The organism is Limnohabitans sp. DM1 (genome assembly GCF_001269385.1).
Taxonomy (GTDB): domain Bacteria; phylum Pseudomonadota; class Gammaproteobacteria; order Burkholderiales; family Burkholderiaceae_C; genus Limnohabitans_A.
In genome coordinates this window covers 144,609-157,647 of the sequence record NZ_CXOO01000015.1, presented here as the reverse complement: position 1 = coordinate 157,647, position 13,039 = coordinate 144,609, and the positions used below count along the sequence as shown (strand labels likewise).

The following is a 13,039-nucleotide window of genomic DNA, read 5'->3' as shown; positions in this document are numbered from 1 at the left end:
GGGGCGCACAGCGTGCCCGCAGACCCATGGTGGATCAGTGAGCCCGCAGTCGCTCAGCTGAGCAGCGCGATGAGGCCCAGCACGGTAAAGATGCCCGCCGAGATCAGGTGCACCAGGCGCAGAGGCACCCGCCGGGTGATGGCATCGCCCAGCCACACCACAGGGGCATTGGCCAGCATCATGCCCAGCGTGGTGCCTACCACCACCATGAACCATGCTTGGTATTGGGCGGCCAGCATCACGGTGGCAATTTGAGTTTTGTCACCCATTTCGGCCAAAAAGAAAGCGACCACGGTGGTCAGGAAAACGCCCATGCGGGGTGCATCTTTGCTGTCATCTTCGTCAAGTTTGTCGGGAATCAGCATCCACACCGCCATGGCAATGAAGGACACACCCAGCACCCAGCGCAGCACATCGGGACCCATGACGGTGGTGACCCAGCTGCCCACTGCCCCGGCCAAACCATGGTTGGCCAGTGTGGCCACCAAAATGCCCAGCACGATGGGCCAAGGCTTGCGAAAACGCGCCGCCAGCACCAATGACAGCAGTTGGGTCTTGTCGCCCATCTCGGCCAGGGCCACGATGCCGGTAGAAATCAGAAAGGCTTCCATTTCGGGATGTGGTGCAAACCACATATTATTTTTTCAACGATCGAATCTTACTTGACAGTTTTTGCAGGTATTTGGTGGATTGCATCAATTTGGGCGTACTTCTTGCTTGTGTTTGGTGCGCGCTGGGATTTTTTACCTGATACGCACCAAATCGGATCCAAAAATCACAAGGTATAGACATGGAAGCACTGAAACAAGGCGCGGATGCGCTTTTTATATTGTTGGGCGGCATCATGGTGTTGGCCATGCATGCAGGTTTTGCTTTTTTGGAGTTGGGCACTGTTCGTAAAAAGAACCAAGTCAACGCACTCGTCAAAATTTTGGTGGATTTTTCTGTCTCCACTGTGATGTATTTCGTGGTGGGTTACAGCGTGGCCTACGGCACAGGCTTTTTTGTTAGCGCAGAGCAACTCGCCGCCAAAAATGGCTATGACCTCGTCAAGTTTTTCTTCTTGCTGACCTTTGCAGCGGCCATTCCGGCCATCATTTCCGGAGGCATCGCTGAAAGAGCCAAGTTTTGGCCTCAATTGATCGCCACAGCTGTCATTGTGGGTTTTGTGTATCCCTTTTTTGAAGGCATCGCCTGGAACCAGCACTTTGGCGTGCAAGCCTGGATCAAGGCCGTCACGGGAGACGAGTTCCATGATTTTGCGGGCTCTGTTGTCGTGCACGCCATGGGCGGGTGGATTGCATTGCCTGCGGTGATCATGCTGGGCGCACGTTACAACCGGTACCGCAAGGATGGTCAAGTCTCTGCACATCCGCCTTCGAGCATCCCTTTCCTGGCACTGGGAGCCTGGATCTTGATCGTGGGATGGTTTGGCTTCAATGTGATGAGTGCTCAGACCCTGGACAAGATTTCCGGCTTGGTTGCGGTCAATTCACTCATGGCCATGGTGGGGGGCACGCTGACAGCCCTTTTGTTGGGAAAAAACGATCCCGGTTTCGTTCACAACGGTCCTTTGGCCGGTTTGGTGGCCGTATGTGCTGGCTCTGACTTGATGCACCCATTTGGTGCGCTGGCGGTCGGGGCTGTGGCAGGTGCATTGTTTGTGCTCATGTTCACCTGGACGCAAAACAAATGGAAGATAGACGATGTCCTGGGTGTCTGGCCTTTGCACGGTCTGTGCGGCGCCTGGGGGGGCATTGCCGCTGGCATCTTTGGCGTGCAAGCCATGGGTGGTTTGGGTGGTGTCAATTTGACCGCTCAACTGATCGGTACTTTCATGGGTGTCTTCTGGGCCTTGTTGGGGGGCGTACTTGTTTATGGCGTGCTCAAACTGGCATTGGGTTTGAAACTCAGCCCTGAAGAAGAATATGACGGCGCCGATTTGACCGTGCATAAAATCAGTGCAGCACCTGACCGTGAAGTCAGCTGGTGAATTCACGAACTTGTGTGCTCGGGACAACCCTTTGTGCCATGCAGGGATAGTCCTTGCACTTTTTTTATATTTATGGCGCATAATGATCCCGCGCTGTTGTAGAAAAATAGCAGCGCATTGTTTGCGGTGACCAGGTCAGTTTCGCTTCCCTTCCGATGTTTTCAGGTTTGTTGAATGCGCTTTCGGAGCTACATCGCTTTTATCTCTGTGTTTTGAGGAGTCCCTTTCATGGGCAACAAACTTTACGTCGGCAACCTGCCTTACTCGGTTCGCGACGGCGATCTGGAACAAGCTTTCGGTGAATTCGGTGCTGTCACCAGCGCCAAGGTCATGATGGAGCGTGACACTGGCCGCTCCAAAGGCTTTGGTTTTGTCGAAATGGCCAGCGATGACGAAGCACAAGCCGCGATCAACGGCATGAACGGTCAGCCTTTGGGCGGCCGCAACGTCGTTGTGAACGAAGCCCGTCCCATGGAGGCACGTCCACCACGCACCGGCGGTGGTGGTTTCGGTGGCGGCGGCGGCGGTTATGGCGGTGGTCGACGTGAGGGCGGTGGCGGTGGCTACGGCGGCGGCGGTCGTGAAGGCGGCGGCGGCGGTGGTGGTTATGGCGGCGGTGGCCGCGAAGGTGGTGGCGGTGGTTTCCGCAGCCCCTACGGTGCCGGCCCACGCGGCGGTAGCGGTGGCGGTCGTCGCGAAGGCGGCGGTGGCGGCTACGGCGGCGGTTATTGATTGGCGTTTTCGGCTGATCTGATCATCAGCCATGACCTCTGATACAAAGCCCTGCATTGCAGGGCTTTGTCGTTTGTGGGGTATTTTCACGCCCCCTTTCTGGTCAGCGGATGTTCTCTGTTTACAAAATCAACACCTATCGAAAAAATCCCATTGTGTTTGAAAGTCAGGTGTGACTGGTTCGTACAAATTTGCAGTGGCTTGATCAGGGTTGTGGTGCCAGCAACCCGCGAACACGACCTTGCAGGATGTATTCGCCGCTGTCGCTGTTGAAGTTCATGCTGTTTCCCGTGAAGACATCCTGGTCGCGAATGATTCTGACCGGCTCGGATGACAGCAGTCGGTGCTCCTCGATCAAAGCTAGCAAGCGCTCACCATGTAGTTCAAGGCGAGGCGATGCGCCAAATGCCGGGCGTATGGCTTGAGCCTCTCCAATGAGCGTGACTTGCTTTCCATCGCCAGTGGCGATGCCTTGCATGGCTTGGGCATTGATCCTGGAGCCGGTCTCGCTGATGGAGACAAGCCGTACTTTTTGGATATCCAACTCGTCGGTGGCCGGGTAGTGCTTGGCTTGTTCACCGTACAACTCATTGGTCATGCGACCCGTTGCATCAAATGTTCTGAAGGAAAAGTTCTCCAGCCTGTAGTCGGGTTCTTGGCGAACAGTTCTGGCTGTCGGGGCGCTCAGCAGTTCGGGCATGCTGCGCACCAGCCACCAACTGCCCATGGCCAGCAAGCCCAGGACGATCAGTGGCAGTGACAGGGTTACTTTGTCGATGACCACACGAGAAAGACCTGAGCGATTCATGCGGAAGGACCTTTTTGTGCGCTCACGCCCACCTGGGCGAGTAGCTGGGCGTAATGCCCACTGGCCACCAGCAGGATGTCGCAAAAGGCACGAGCAGCGCCTTCACCACCGCGCTCAGCAGTGACGTGGTGTGCCATGGCCTTGGCCTGTGCATGCGCATTGGCCGGGGCGCAGGCAAAAGCCACGCGCTGCATGACAGGCAGGTCCGGCCAGTCATCGCCCATGGCTGCTGCTTGCCCCCAGCTCAGGCCCAGCATTTGCAAAAATTCTTCGGCAGCCGGGTGCTTGTCCTCGGTGCCAAAGCGCACATGCGTAACGCCCAGGGCCTTCAGACGCAGGCGCAAAGCGGCTGAGTCACGTCCGGTGATGACCACGGGGGTGATGCCTGCTTGTTGCAAGAGCTTGATGCCTTGCCCGTCCAGCGTGTTGAAGCGTTTGAGGCTTTCGCCACTTTCAGAAAAGTACAGTCCGGCATCGGTCAGCACTCCGTCCACATCGAAAAAGGCCACGCGAATGCCCTGCGCTTGAAGAAGCAACTCGGGGGGGTAATGCAAAGCGGGGATCAGTGGGCGCATGTCAGATGACCTTGGCACGCATCAGGTCGTTGGAGTTGATGGCGCCACACAACAGTCCGGCCTCGTCGACTACCAGGATGCTGGTGATGCGGTGCAACTCCATCAACTCGGCCGCTTCCACCGCCAGGGCTTCAGCGCGGATGGTGCGGGGCCGGGGGTGCATCACATCGCGGGCTTTCAGTTCGCGCAGGTCGGCGCCTTTTTCAATCAGACGGCGCAAGTCACCATCGGTGAACACGCCCAGCACGTGGCCATCGGTATCGACCACGGATGAGGCGCCCAGGCCTTTGCTGCTCATCTCGCGCATCAAATCGGTGAAGCTGACCTCAGGTCCCACACGGGGCACTTCAGCGCCTTGACGCATCACGTCGCTCACATGGGTGAGCAGCTTGCGGCCCAGCGATCCGCCGGGGTGCGAGCGTGCAAAGTCTTCAGGCTTGAAGCCGCGCGCATCCAGCAAGGCCACCGCCAGCGCATCGCCCATGGCCAACTGCGCGGTGGTGCTGGCTGTGGGCGCCAGGTTCAGGGGGCAGGCTTCCTTGTCCACCGAGGTGTCCAGCACCACATTTGCATGCCTGGCCAGTGAAGATTTCAAGCCGCCGGTCATGGCAATCAGGGGCACACCCTGGCGCTTGAGCACCGGCAGGATCGCCACCAGCTCGTCGCTCTCGCCGCTGTTGGAAATGCCCAGCACCACGTCCACGGTCTTGATCATGCCCAAATCACCGTGACTGGCCTCACCAGGGTGCACAAACATGGCCGGTGTGCCCGTGGAGGCCAGCGTGGCGGCGATCTTGCGGCCGATGTGCCCGCTTTTGCCCATGCCGGTGACCACCACGCGGCCTTGCACGTCCAGCATCATGTCGACGGCTTGGACAAAACGCTCGTCCAGCCGTGCTTTGAGTTGAAGCAGTGCGGCGGCCTCGATGTCGAGGGTGTCGCGGGCGAGTTGCAGGGTGTGGGATTGATGTGCAGGCATAGAGGCATTTTATCGGGCGCCCTTGTTTCCGCCTGTTTCGTTTTTAGCAGCACACACAATGGCCGTGCCGTGACGGTCAAAACTCAAGGATTCGTGACGAGGGCTTGTTACCATCCAAGCATGAGCACCCTGGAACTGACCCTGATGTATTTGCTGGCCGCAGTGCTCGGTGTGGTGGGTTGCCGCATGCTCAAACTGCCTCCCATGCTGGGCTACCTGGCGGTGGGCGTAGTCATCGGCCCCAATGCGCTGGCCTTTGCGCAAAACTCTGAAGCCGTGAAGCACTTGGCCGAATTCGGGGTGGTGTTCCTCATGTTCGTGATCGGGCTGGAATTCAACTTGCCCAAGCTGCGATCCATGCGCAAACATGTGTTTGGCTTGGGCTTGTTGCAGGTGATGCTCACCTTGGTGCTTGTCACGCTGGCATCGCTTTTTTTGGCCACGCTGGCGCCGACCCTGTGGAAGATGGAATGGCAGACTGCGCTGGCTCTGTCGGGGGCCATGGCCATGAGCAGCACGGCCATTGTGGTCAAGTTGATGGCCGACCGCCTCGAACTCGAGAGTGAGCACGGCAAACGCGTGATTGGCGTGCTGCTGTTTCAGGATCTGGCTGTGGTGCCTTTGCTGGTGTTGATCCCCGCTTTGGGTTCAGCGCCCGAGCAATTGCTTGGCGCCTTGTTGCTGGCCGGGGTCAAAGCCGTGGTGCTGATCACGCTGCTGTTGACGGGCGGGCAGCGCGTGATGCGTTGGTGGCTCACGCTGGTGGCGCGGCGCAAAAGTGAAGAGCTGTTTGTCCTCAACCTGCTGCTGGTCACCTTGGGTCTGGCCTGGATCACCGAGCTGGCCGGTTTGAGTCTGGCGTTAGGCGCCTTCATCGCGGGCATGTTGATTTCAGAGACGGAATACAAGCACCAAGTCGAGCTGGACATTCGCCCGTTTCATGACATCTTGTTGGGCCTGTTTTTCATCACCATCGGCATGATGCTGGACTGGCACATCGTGTTTGAACGCTGGCACCTGATGCTGGTGCTGACCACTTTGCCCGTCGTGTTCAAACTGGTGTTGGTGGCAGCACTGGCCAAGCTGACCGGTGCTGCCAACGGGGTGGCCCTGCGCACTGGCTTGTATCTGGCACAAGCCGGTGAGTTCGGCTTTGTGCTGCTCACGCTGGGTTCGCAAAACGGTGTGATTCCGCCCGCCTTGCTCAACCCGGTGATGGCCAGCATGGTGCTGTCGATGCTGGCCACGCCCTTCATCATCATGCACGCCAACACCATCGTCATGAAGGTGGTGGCCAGCGAATGGCTGCAGCAATCCCTGCAAATGACCACCATCGCCCGCAAGTCGATCAACACCAGCAAACACGTCATCATTTGTGGTTATGGCCGCTGCGGCCAGAACCTGGCGCGCATGCTGGAAAAAGAAAACATCCCCTACATGGCGCTCGATCTCGACCCGGACCGCGTGCGCCAGGCCGCTGCAGCCGGGGACTCGGTGGTGTTTGGCGATGCGGGGCGCTTGCAGTCGCTCATGGCGGCTGGCCTTGCCCGCGCCAGCGCCGTGGTCATCACCTATCTGGATGTCCCTGCGGCCATGAAAGTGCTGGACCACGCCCACAGCCATGCACCGCAAGTGCCGGTGATTGTGCGCACGCAAGACGACCTGGACCTGGAGAAACTCCAGCAAGCTGGCGCCACCGAGGTGGTGCCCGAAGCACTGGAAGGCTCGCTCATGCTGGCCAGCCACGCGCTGGCGCTGGTGGGTGTGCCCATGCGACGTGTGATTCGTTTGGTGCAAGACCAGCGGGATGCACGCTACAACCTGCTCAAGGGCTATTTCCATGGGGCCGACGACGACACGCTGGATGAAATTGACCATGAGCGCCTGACACCCGTGAGCTTGCCATTTGCATCACCTTGGCTGGGCAAGCAAGTGCAGGACCTGGCCTTGCACGCGATGGGTGTGCGTGTGGTCAGCCTGCGCCGCGCCAACGGTCAGACCCTGCGCGTGAACGAGGAGACCGAACTGCAGACGGGTGACACGCTGGTGTTGTCCGGGAAATTGCAGACCTTGGCTGTGGCTGAGGAAAAGCTGTTGCGAGGCTGATTTATTGATCCGGGCCTTTGAAGTATTCAAGGGTTAAAGATCTTGTAGGTCGGTGGCTTTAGCCCCGACATTGCATGCCTCGGCGAAGGCGGCATGTCGGCTCTGTTGCCACCGACTTTCGGGTTGACTGCATGGTGACGGTGCACAAATTTAAAAATTTCAACCTGCCGGATCCATAAGTGCTGATGGACTAAAAGATTGAAGGCTGGCCTTCAGCTGACTGGGGGAAGTAGCGATTTTTATTGCAAGCCACAAATCTCGCCACAGAAGAAAAATGGACGACGCACTGTCACCCACAATGCAGACAGTCAGAGCGGCAGCTTTTATGCTGTGTCGCTCTGATTGACAGAAAGTCCTCATGACTCAAATGACAGCTCCCCCCAACGACGACCGCGTGCCCTATGCCAAGCCCCAGCCCTGGGGCATGGCACCTGACATGGTGGTGCACGACGTGCAGACCGAAGACGAGCGCCTGTGGGCGCCTGTCGCCCCCGGCATCTGGTCGCGCCCCTTGCACCTGAACGTGACGGGTGGCTTTTATGTGCACCTGCTCAAAGTCAAGCGCTCGGGCCTGCTGCAGCGCCACCGGCATTCCGGCATGGTGCACGCGCATGTGCTGCGCGGCAAATGGCTGTATCTGGAACACGACTGGGTGGCCGAAGAAGGCAGCTATGTGTTCGAGCCCCCGGGCGAGACCCACACCCTGGTGGTGCCCGACGACTGCCAGGACATGGTGACGATGTTCACCGTGCACGGGGCCCTGATGTACGTGGACACCCAAGGCAATGCCACCGGATACGACGACGTGTTCACCCGCATCGAGAAGTACCGCGCCCACTTTGAAGCCGTGGGGCTGGGGGCGGATTACGTGAAGACCTTCATGCGCTGAGACACCGATTTCGCACAAGAAAAAACCGCCTCTGTGGGCGGTTTTTTTATGGAGGCCTCACCGCAGTGCGGCGCTGTCTCAAAGTGGCTTCTTCAGCCAGTGGGCGATTTCGCCAATGATGCCCCGGCGGAAAGCGAGCACGCAGATCACGAAGATCGCACCCTGGATGATGGTGACCCATGCGCCAAACTGGGCCAGGTAGTTTTGCATGCTCACGATCACGGCCGCACCCACCACTGGCCCGAACAAAGTGCCCAAGCCACCCAGCAGCGTCATCAGCACCACCTCGCCCGACATGGACCAATGCACGTCGGTGAGCGAGGCCAACTGGAACACCAGCGACTTGGTAGCACCCGCTGTGCCTGCCAATGCGCCAGAGATGACGAAGGCAATCAGCTTGAACATGTCGGTGTCGTAACCCAGCGAAATGGCGCGGTCCTGGTTTTCGCGGATGGCTTTGAGGATCTGGCCAAAGGGCGAATAAATGATGCGCCAAATCAGGGCAAAACCGGCCAGGAAGATCGCCAGCACAAACATGTACATGGCCGTGTTTTCAGACAAATCGAACACGCCAAACAGCTTGCCGCGTGGCACCGACTGAATGCCGTCTTCGCCACCCGTGAAAGGTGCTTGCAGGTAGAAGAAGAACACCATCTGGGAAAACGCCAAGGTGATCATCGCAAAATAAATGCCTTGCCGGCGAATGGCCAGCATGCCCGTCACCAGCGCAAGCAACCCAGAGCAAGCGGTGGCAAACAACACGGCCAGCTCCGGGTTCCAGCCCCAGACTTTGGCCGCATGGGCAGCGGCATAACCGGCGGTGCCCAAAAACATGGCGTGGCCAAAAGACAGCAGGCCACCAAAACCGATCAGCAAGTTGAAGGCGCATGCAAACAAGGCAAAGCACATGACCTTCATCAGGAAAATGGGGTACACCCAGATGGGCGCGATGACCAGAACCAGCACCATGATGGCAAAGGCCACCCACTGGTGGGTGAACGACTGGGTCTTGAGTGTGGGGGTCGAGACAGTGGTCATGGTCTTATTTCTGGGTGCCGAACAACCCGGCAGGCTTGATCAGGAGAACAATGGTCATGATGATGAAAATCACCGTGCTGGAGGCTTCGGGGTAGAACACCTTGGTCAGGCCTTCGATCAGGCCCAAGCCAAAACCGGTGAGGATCGCACCCATGATGGAGCCCATGCCGCCGATCACAACCACCGCAAACACCACAATGATGATGTCAGCGCCCATGGTGGGGTTGACCTGGTAAATGGGCGCGGCCATCACACCCGCAAAAGCAGCCAAGCCCACGCCGAAGCCATAGGTCAATGTGATCATGCGCGGGACGTTGATGCCAAACGCCTGCACCAGGCTGGGGTTTTCAGTGGCGGCGCGCAGATAAGCGCCCAGCTTGGTCCGTTCGATCACGTACCAGGTGGTGAAGCACACCACCAGCGAAGCCACGATGACCCAGGCGCGGTACTTGGGCAGGAACATGAAGCCGGTGTTGTAAGCACCCTTGAAGACTTCGGGCACCGGATAAGGCATGCCCGAAGAGCCGAATTCGTGTCGGAACAAACCCTGAATGATCAAGGCCAGACCGAAGGTGAGCAGCAGGCCATACAGGTGGTCCAGCTTGTACAGCTGCTTGAGCATGGTGCGCTCAATGAGCATGCCGGTGGCACCCACCAAAATGGGCGTCACGATGAGCGACACCCAGTAGTTGATGCCTAACTTGGTGAGCGACAGGTAGGCCACGAAGGCGCCCAGCATGTACTGGGCGCCGTGGGTGAAGTTGATGATGTTCAGCAAGCCGAAAATCACGGCCAGGCCCAGCGAGAGCAATGCGTAAAAAGAGCCGTTGATCAGCCCGATCAGCAATTGCCCAAACAGGGCTTGTGAGGGTATGCCAAAGATTTCCATGGTGATGTTTCGACTTGCTTGAACTAAGGGGAGGGATTACTTCTTGACCAACGGGCACTCGCTCTCGGCCAGGGGGCGGAAGGCCTCGTTGGCAGGGATCGTGGCAACCAGCTTGTAGTAGTCGTAAGGGCCCTTGGACTCGGCGGGCTTCTTGACCTGGAACAGGTAAGCGGGGTGAATCTTGCGACCATCGGGACGCACGCTGCCTTTGCCGAACAAAGGGTCATCTGTGGGCAGCTCTTTCATCTTGGCGGCCACTTTGGTGCCGTCGTCGGTTTTGGCCGCATCCACGGACTTAAGGTAGTGAATCACGCTGGAGTACACGCCAGCTTGGACCATCGAAGGCATCTTGCCGCCTTGCGCTGCTGCAAAACGCTTGGAGAAGGCTCGGGTGTTGTCATTCAGATCCCAGTAGAAGGTTTCGGTCAACATCAGGCCCTGCGCGGTGTTCAAACCCAGCGCGTGGACGTCGGGCAGGAACACCAGCAGACCCGCTAGATTCTGGCCACCTTTGGTGATGCCGAATTCAGCCGCTTGCTTGATCGAGTTGGTGGTGTCGCCTCCGGCGTTGGCCAAACCAATGATCTTGGCTTTGGAAGCTTGAGCCTGCAGCAGGAACGAAGAGAAGTCCTGCGATGGGAAAGGTGTGCGCACTTTGCCCACCACCTTGCCGCCGTTTTTGGTCACCACCGCTTCTGTGTCACGCTCCAGGGCGTGGCCGAAAGCATAGTCAGCGGTCAGGAAGAACCAGGTGTCACCACCGCTTTTGACAATCGCTTTGCCGGTGCCGTTGGCCAGCATCCAGGTGTCATAAGCCCAATGGATGGTGTTGGCGTTGCAGGCCTTGCCGCTCAGGTCGGCCGTGGCCGAGCCGGAATTGACGTGCAGTTTGCCCTTGTCGGCCGAGAGTTTGGCAATGGCCAGTCCGACCGATGAGGTGGGCACATCGGCGATCATGTCCACCTTGTCGGTGTCATACCACTGGCGTGCAATGTTGGAGCCCACATCGGGCTTGTTCTGGTGGTCAGCGCTCACGATTTCCACTTTGAGTGTGCTCTTGGTGGCCTTGATGTAGTCCTCCACAGCCATGCGGGCTGCGGTGACCGAGCCGGGGCCAGCAATGTCAGAGTAAAGACCCGACATGTCGTTGAGCACACCGATCTTGACGATGCCGTCAGAGATCTGAGCTTGGGCCGAGCCTACAAAGGCACAGACTGCCACGGCAGCGAGGGAAAGAAGTTTGCGTTTCATCGTGTTATCTCCAGTTAGAAAAAAATCACACACCCAGGTACTCGTTCAACATGCCCATCTTGGAGGACAGCTCTTGTGAGGTAAAGCTCTCCACCATCTGACCATGTTCCATCACGTAAAACCGGTCAGCCAAGGGCGCGGCAAACCGGAAGTTCTGCTCCACCATGATGATGGTGAAGCCCTTGGCCTTGAGGGCCCTGATCATTCGGGCCAGGGCCTGCACGATCACAGGGGCAAGGCCTTCAGAAATTTCGTCAAGCAACAAAAAGCGCGCGCCAGTGCGCAGAATGCGGCCCACAGCCAGCATTTGCTGCTCACCGCCCGACAGGCGCGTTCCGGGGCTGTTGCGCCGCTCCTGCAGGTTGGGGAACATGTCGTAAATTTCTTCGATCGACATGCCATTGGGGGCAATCACGGGCGGCAGCAGCAGGTTTTCTTCGCAAGTCAGGGCTGAAAAAATACCCCGCTCTTCCGGGCAATACCCGATGCCCAGCTTGGCAATCTGGTGCGGTGCCCAGTTCACCGTTTCCTGCCCTTTGATGGTGATCGAGCCGGTGCGACGGCCCACCAGGCCAAGTATGGATTTGACTGTGGTGGTGCGGCCTGCACCGTTGCGACCCAGCAAAGTAACCACCTCGCCTTCGTTCACGGTCATGTCGACCCCGTGCAGGATGTGCGACTCGCCATACCAAGACTGGAGGTTGCTGATGCGCAAGAATTCTTCGGACTCAGCCATGGGCCCCCTCCAGTTGGTTATCGGTCGTGCCCATGTAGGCTTCGAGCACTTGAGGGTTTTGCGACACCACGGCGTAAGGTCCTTCTGCAATCACTTGCCCACGCTGCAAGACACTGATGGTGTCTGCGATTTTGGACACCACATTCATGTTGTGCTCCACCATCAAGATGGTGCGGTTGGCACCGACTTTCTTGATCAGCTGCGTCACGCGGTCCACGTCTTCGTGGCCCATGCCCTGTGTGGGTTCGTCCAGCAGCATCAGCTCGGGGTCCATCGCCAGTGTGGTGGCGATTTCCAAGGCGCGCTTGCGGCCATAAGGCAGCTCGACCGCCGTCAGGTCGGCCATGTTGCCCAAATCGACCTGGTCGAGCAAAGCCATGGCCTTGTCGTTGAGCTGGTTCAGGCTGCGCTCAGATCGCCAAAAGTGCATCGAGGTGCCCGTGGCGCGTTGCAAGCCAATGCGAACGTTCTCCATCACTGTGAGGTTAGGGAAGGTGGCCGAAATCTGGAACGAGCGCACGATGCCGCGGCGCGCCACCTGAGAAGGTTTCTCGGGCGTGATGTCGTGCCCATTGAACAGGATCTGTCCACGGGTAGGAATCAGGAACTTGGTCAGCAGGTTGAAGACGGTGGTCTTGCCTGCGCCGTTGGGGCCGATCAGCGCGTGGATGTGACCACGCTGCACATTCAGGCTCACGCCGTTGACGGCAACGAAGCCCTTGAACTCTTTGACAAGCTCTCGGGTTTCAAGAATGAAATTGCTGGACATCTGGACTGCTCTGGTTCATTGTTCGGCGGTTAAAAATTCTTAGCTTTGTGATTGTGCGGGGGCTCATGTCAGTTTGGCGTCATGGTTATCCCGGGGGCTTGTCTCGCAAGTGTCTGGATTGCAGAGTGCCAAGGTTTCGAAAATGGATTCTGACGACAAATTGCTCTCCGGATATTGGATGTTTTTGCTCGTTGGCTTGCGCCAACGTGCTTGCCTATGCATGCAGTTTGGCCCTGAATGCTTAAGCGGGTTTTCACCAGCGTATTGCTACGCA

Annotated in this window: 13 protein-coding genes; 4 read left to right on the top strand and 9 right to left on the bottom strand. The window is 58.1% G+C overall.

Annotated features, from left to right (window positions below; translation table 11 throughout):
* Nucleotides 1-53 precede the first annotated feature (53 nt).
* The gene (locus tag AMM33_RS06930) at nt 54-611 is read right to left on the bottom strand and encodes a TMEM165/GDT1 family protein (protein WP_090139843.1); all 558 of its coding nucleotides are present in this window, start codon (nt 609-611) and stop codon (nt 54-56) included.
* A 179-nt stretch (nt 612-790) separates the two neighbouring features.
* Between AMM33_RS06930 and AMM33_RS06925 the strand changes: the two genes are divergently transcribed.
* On the top strand, nt 791-1,993 hold the full coding sequence (locus tag AMM33_RS06925; protein ID WP_090139842.1) for an ammonium transporter: 1,203 nt from the start codon (nt 791-793) through the stop codon (nt 1,991-1,993).
* Between the two features lie 228 nt (nt 1,994-2,221).
* Nucleotides 2,222-2,725 (top strand): RNA recognition motif domain-containing protein, encoded by a 504-nt coding sequence (locus AMM33_RS06920; RefSeq protein WP_090139840.1) that lies wholly within the window; start codon nt 2,222-2,224, stop codon nt 2,723-2,725.
* Between the two features lie 205 nt (nt 2,726-2,930).
* Here AMM33_RS06920 and lptC read toward each other — a convergent pair whose 3' ends face one another.
* From lptC to AMM33_RS06905, 3 genes are read right to left on the bottom strand one after another with little or no spacing between them, the layout of a single operon-like run.
* Nucleotides 2,931-3,533 carry an LPS export ABC transporter periplasmic protein LptC gene (gene lptC / locus AMM33_RS06915; RefSeq protein WP_090139838.1) on the bottom strand — a complete coding sequence of 201 codons (603 nt, stop codon included), beginning with the start codon at nt 3,531-3,533 and terminating at the stop codon, nt 2,931-2,933.
* On the bottom strand, nt 3,530-4,108 hold the full coding sequence (locus tag AMM33_RS06910; RefSeq protein WP_090139836.1) for a KdsC family phosphatase: 579 nt from the start codon (nt 4,106-4,108) through the stop codon (nt 3,530-3,532). Before AMM33_RS06910 ends, lptC begins: the two co-directional genes overlap by 4 nt.
* A gap of 1 nt (nt 4,109) precedes the next feature.
* Nucleotides 4,110-5,087: a KpsF/GutQ family sugar-phosphate isomerase gene (locus AMM33_RS06905; RefSeq protein ID WP_090139835.1), complete on the bottom strand. Its 978-nt coding sequence runs from the start codon at nt 5,085-5,087 to the stop codon at nt 4,110-4,112.
* A 120-nt stretch (nt 5,088-5,207) separates the two neighbouring features.
* On the opposite strand from AMM33_RS06905, the gene AMM33_RS06900 reads away from it, so the two are divergent.
* Complete coding sequence (locus AMM33_RS06900) at nt 5,208-7,193, top strand: monovalent cation:proton antiporter family protein (RefSeq protein WP_090139833.1); 1,986 nt, start codon at nt 5,208-5,210, stop codon at nt 7,191-7,193.
* 367 nt (nt 7,194-7,560) lie between these two features.
* The gene (locus AMM33_RS06895; RefSeq protein ID WP_090139831.1) at nt 7,561-8,082 is read left to right on the top strand and encodes a 2,4'-dihydroxyacetophenone dioxygenase family protein; all 522 of its coding nucleotides are present in this window, start codon (nt 7,561-7,563) and stop codon (nt 8,080-8,082) included.
* 78 nt (nt 8,083-8,160) lie between these two features.
* Here the strand turns inward: AMM33_RS06895 and AMM33_RS06890 are convergent, their stop codons facing one another.
* The 5 genes from AMM33_RS06890 to AMM33_RS06870 are packed head-to-tail and all read right to left on the bottom strand — an operon-like array spanning nt 8,161 to nt 12,765.
* Complete coding sequence (locus AMM33_RS06890) at nt 8,161-9,120, bottom strand: branched-chain amino acid ABC transporter permease (RefSeq protein WP_090139830.1); 960 nt, start codon at nt 9,118-9,120, stop codon at nt 8,161-8,163.
* 4 nt (nt 9,121-9,124) lie between these two features.
* Nucleotides 9,125-10,009 (bottom strand): branched-chain amino acid ABC transporter permease, encoded by an 885-nt coding sequence (locus AMM33_RS06885; protein ID WP_090139828.1) that lies wholly within the window; start codon nt 10,007-10,009, stop codon nt 9,125-9,127.
* Nucleotides 10,010-10,045: 36 nt separating this feature from the next.
* Nucleotides 10,046-11,260 carry an ABC transporter substrate-binding protein gene (locus AMM33_RS06880; protein WP_090139826.1) on the bottom strand — a complete coding sequence of 405 codons (1,215 nt, stop codon included), beginning with the start codon at nt 11,258-11,260 and terminating at the stop codon, nt 10,046-10,048.
* 25 nt (nt 11,261-11,285) lie between these two features.
* The gene (locus tag AMM33_RS06875) at nt 11,286-11,996 is read right to left on the bottom strand and encodes an ABC transporter ATP-binding protein (RefSeq protein WP_090139825.1); all 711 of its coding nucleotides are present in this window, start codon (nt 11,994-11,996) and stop codon (nt 11,286-11,288) included.
* Nucleotides 11,989-12,765 (bottom strand): ABC transporter ATP-binding protein, encoded by a 777-nt coding sequence (locus AMM33_RS06870; RefSeq protein ID WP_062406585.1) that lies wholly within the window; start codon nt 12,763-12,765, stop codon nt 11,989-11,991. The genes AMM33_RS06875 and AMM33_RS06870 overlap by 8 nt, the downstream gene beginning before the upstream one ends.
* Nucleotides 12,766-13,039: the final 274 nt, after the last annotated feature.

Coding starts and splice junctions, on each gene's coding strand:
- AMM33_RS06930 (WP_090139843.1), bottom strand. CDS start 611: ATGGAAGCCTTTCTGATTTCTACCGGCATCGTGGCCCTGGCCGAGATG.
- AMM33_RS06925 (WP_090139842.1), top strand. CDS start 791: ATGGAAGCACTGAAACAAGGCGCGGATGCGCTTTTTATATTGTTGGGC.
- AMM33_RS06920 (WP_090139840.1), top strand. CDS start 2,222: ATGGGCAACAAACTTTACGTCGGCAACCTGCCTTACTCGGTTCGCGAC.
- lptC (WP_090139838.1), bottom strand. CDS start 3,533: ATGAATCGCTCAGGTCTTTCTCGTGTGGTCATCGACAAAGTAACCCTG.
- AMM33_RS06910 (WP_090139836.1), bottom strand. CDS start 4,108: ATGCGCCCACTGATCCCCGCTTTGCATTACCCCCCCGAGTTGCTTCTT.
- AMM33_RS06905 (WP_090139835.1), bottom strand. CDS start 5,087: ATGCCTGCACATCAATCCCACACCCTGCAACTCGCCCGCGACACCCTC.
- AMM33_RS06900 (WP_090139833.1), top strand. CDS start 5,208: ATGAGCACCCTGGAACTGACCCTGATGTATTTGCTGGCCGCAGTGCTC.
- AMM33_RS06895 (WP_090139831.1), top strand. CDS start 7,561: ATGACAGCTCCCCCCAACGACGACCGCGTGCCCTATGCCAAGCCCCAG.
- AMM33_RS06890 (WP_090139830.1), bottom strand. CDS start 9,120: ATGACCACTGTCTCGACCCCCACACTCAAGACCCAGTCGTTCACCCAC.
- AMM33_RS06885 (WP_090139828.1), bottom strand. CDS start 10,009: ATGGAAATCTTTGGCATACCCTCACAAGCCCTGTTTGGGCAATTGCTG.
- AMM33_RS06880 (WP_090139826.1), bottom strand. CDS start 11,260: ATGAAACGCAAACTTCTTTCCCTCGCTGCCGTGGCAGTCTGTGCCTTT.
- AMM33_RS06875 (WP_090139825.1), bottom strand. CDS start 11,996: ATGGCTGAGTCCGAAGAATTCTTGCGCATCAGCAACCTCCAGTCTTGG.
- AMM33_RS06870 (WP_062406585.1), bottom strand. CDS start 12,765: ATGTCCAGCAATTTCATTCTTGAAACCCGAGAGCTTGTCAAAGAGTTC.